The organism is Methanobrevibacter sp. (assembly GCF_015062985.1).
Lineage (GTDB): Archaea > Methanobacteriota > Methanobacteria > Methanobacteriales > Methanobacteriaceae > Methanocatella.
Map to the genome: position 1 here is coordinate 1 of NZ_SUTI01000043.1, position 3,235 is coordinate 3,235.

Below are 3,235 nucleotides of genomic sequence, written 5' to 3' on the forward strand. Positions count from 1 at the left end.
CTGATGTCTTTAGTTATGTTGAATACAAAGTTTTTGATTGTACTGTAGTTAAGTGTTTTGTAGTTGGTGAATCTTGAAATGATGTATAAATCAATGAATCTTGCTGTAAGGTTTAATTTTTCAATTATTGTGTCCCAGTCATCTTCATAACATATTGGTGCTAATAATAGTTGCGGTTGTAATGTGAAGTTAACTCTTGCATTATAATAGATGTATTTGGTTTCTTCATCAAAATTATCCTCAGCATCCCTTATTCTCATATAGACATCGGCATATTTTTCAAATTTCTTAATGAACAATTCATAGTCATCAGTATTGTTAAGGCCGATTTTGTATCGTTCATCACGAACCCATTTGTGGAATGATCCCCCTATTATGTCAAAGTCTTTGTTGGTAGCTCCTGCTTTACCTTCACGTATTGTTTCTGCATATTGTGAACGAAGCCAAGCTTTGATAAAGGTTTCATCGCCATTATCATCATCCTTTTTAAGATGCAATACCTTATCTTTCCAAATGTTGTTTAGTTTTTCACGTTTGACATCATCTTTGATTTCAGATAATAAGTAACCTTTTAACATCTCTGTTGATGTAAGACTGAGTCCACGATCATTCATTGTTACAAATATTTTGTGTGCATCTTGTTCTGTTGTTGCTACAATTTCTATGAAGTATACTTTTTCTGTTAACCAGTCACAGAAGTGTAAAAGTATGTCATCTGGTATTTTGTCGTGTGGGAAAATGTACATGATGTCATTGTATCTTCCATATAGGTTTTTGACAGATTCTCCATCATTGGTTGTGTCGAATGGTTGGCCGTTGAATATGGCATTCATGCATTCTGCTCGTTCTTCCACGTCTATATTAAAAGATTTTTCACCAAATTGGTCTGAGAATATCATTGGTTCTATTGAAGAATGTGTTTGGCCGTTTGCTTTGATTCTGTTATTTAGGTACATTAATAATAGTGTGAGTGATGAAAATCTTTGTTGCCCGTCAATGATTGATTTTTCATCACCTGCAAGGACTATTGAACCCATAAAGTAAGCACCATAATCCCTTACCATTTGACGAGTATCTCCTTCGTGATAATAGTCCAAAAATTCAGATGTTAAGTCATCAATAAGTTCTTCAATATGTTTTCGCTGCCACATATACTCCCGTTGATAGTAATGAATAGAGTATTTAGTGTTCTGTAACAGTTCTCTTAAATTTTTTGGTGATCCTTCAATTTTTTTCATTACAAACACCTTGTACCAATATTGTTAATATGTATGTAACCAATAACTTAAAATTGTATCGTAAATGTCTTGCTGCATATACACCTGCTAAGTTATTTTCAACCCTAAGCTTATGCCTTGAGACCAACTTAATCATTGCCTTCGCTATTTAAGCAGGAATTGGTTGCAGTGACGGTTATATTGATAGATATTATACAAATTCCATTAGCACTTCACTGACTATTTCAGTTTTGTCTGAATCAGATAAGTTTGTAATGTCATAGTCTGATTTTTTAAGGTAAGTTTCTATTGCGTCTTGCAGTTCATAATAATTTTCGTCACTGATAATTTCCATTAACTCCGTGTTACTAGTCATGGTTTTCATTACTTCCCTTACTGCATTTGTCATTTCCTTATTGCCTACATATTCTTCATCATTTTTTTCCATGATTTGATTGAATAATTCTTCGTAAGTTTTACCCGATAAGCTTATTTTGATTTTTGCTTTTTTGATTAATGGAGCTATGTAGTCATCAGTATTTTCAAAGTCTTTCTTGTTTTCTAATGCGAGGTCTAGAGCAAAGTTACGTATTACATAATCTTTCTGCATATCATCTTCATTTATGTTATTTTTACAATATGTGTTTATGGCTTTTTCTATATCACTTTTAGTTTTCCTAGAAGGAGTTACTCTCAAATCCTCCATTTGTTTTTGCATATCTTCAAATTGTGTATCCATTGATGATTTAAGATTATCAATTTCTTTTTTATGCTTGATATCTTTATCTTCCATTTGCTGTTTTAAATCTGCAACTTCGTTAGCGTGTTGTATTCTTTCATCTGCCATTTGGTTTTGTAATTGACTGTAAGCTTCACTATTGATCATAACATCATAATGCGCATATAGCGTGAATTTATGCATGTGCTTCTTATATTCATCACGTACACGATTGATATCCTTTTTGAAGTATGTTTCTTTTATAGGATCAGGTTTACGGCCTTGTATGTAATTTGCGAAGTTTGTGTCTTCAATAGCACTAGCATTAAATTTTCTTACCCTATGACTTGAAAAGAATCCGTACAAACCTCTTTTACCCCAGTTAAACTTTTCATTGATTAGTTTGAATGCAGTTGAAACGCCATCTTTTGATAATTGAAAAAATGGGTCTTCTGGTTTCAAACCTAGTCCTTCAGCCTTGAGATAATTTAAACAGAATTGAGTGCACTCTGGAGTTATAGGTGCATAATAATAGTAGTCCGTCTTTTGTCTTTTCATTTTAAAAACAGGAATTACTTCTAATTCCTCACATTTACCATCCAAATCATTAATGATATCCTGTGGCGTTTCTGGTTTATTACAATAAGGTGCTACACCTTCAAGAAACTGACCAAACGTGAAATTAGTTAATTCCATTCTGGCAGCCCCATTACATGCTGCGAATAAAAATAAAGCCTTGTGTTTGTTGAGTTTAGTTGATTCTATAGCAGTTTTTATATCATTAATTGTAGGCAAATCATCAAAATCAATTGAATCATTAGGTGATTTAGTTAATACAGCATTAGGTATCTCTGGAATTTCAATTCCATGAAAACGATAAAATGCTTTTGCACAAATCATATTGGTTTTGATTGTTGAAGCTTTATAACCTAAATCATTAATTAAATGTGTTCTAAAATTTATTAAACGACTACGAATTTTTCTTCGAGCAAGACGGATATTGTTATCTTCATCTTTATCTGCTTCATCCAGCAATTGCCCTAAAGTAAGTTTGTTAAAATTAGTATAATTTTTTAATGCATTAGCATATTTCTTTTGAGAAGCAATGGAGAGATTTTTACCATCACATAGCGTGATGAAAAAATCATCTTCCTTTACATCATAATTTTCTAATACCATATGGTATTATTTATATCTTCTACTATAAAAGTAGGGTGGTATCAGACGATTCCTTGTGCGTTCATTGCGTCAACTACTTTCTTGAATCCTGCGATGTTAGCTCCTGCAACATAGTTTTTGT

General features: G+C 32.4%; 2 protein-coding genes. Both read right to left on the minus strand.

Annotation, left to right across the window (positions count from 1 at the left end; all coding sequences use genetic code 11):
- Nucleotides 1-1,238: DUF262 domain-containing protein (locus E7Z77_RS09770; protein WP_292753588.1), on the minus strand; the 1,238-nt coding region annotated here is incomplete at its 3' end.
- A gap of 190 nt (nucleotides 1,239-1,428) precedes the next feature.
- The gene (locus E7Z77_RS09775) at nucleotides 1,429-3,114 is read right to left on the minus strand and encodes a hypothetical protein (protein ID WP_292753590.1); all 1,686 of its coding nucleotides are present in this window, start codon (nucleotides 3,112-3,114) and stop codon (nucleotides 1,429-1,431) included.
- Nucleotides 3,115-3,235 lie beyond the last annotated feature (121 nt).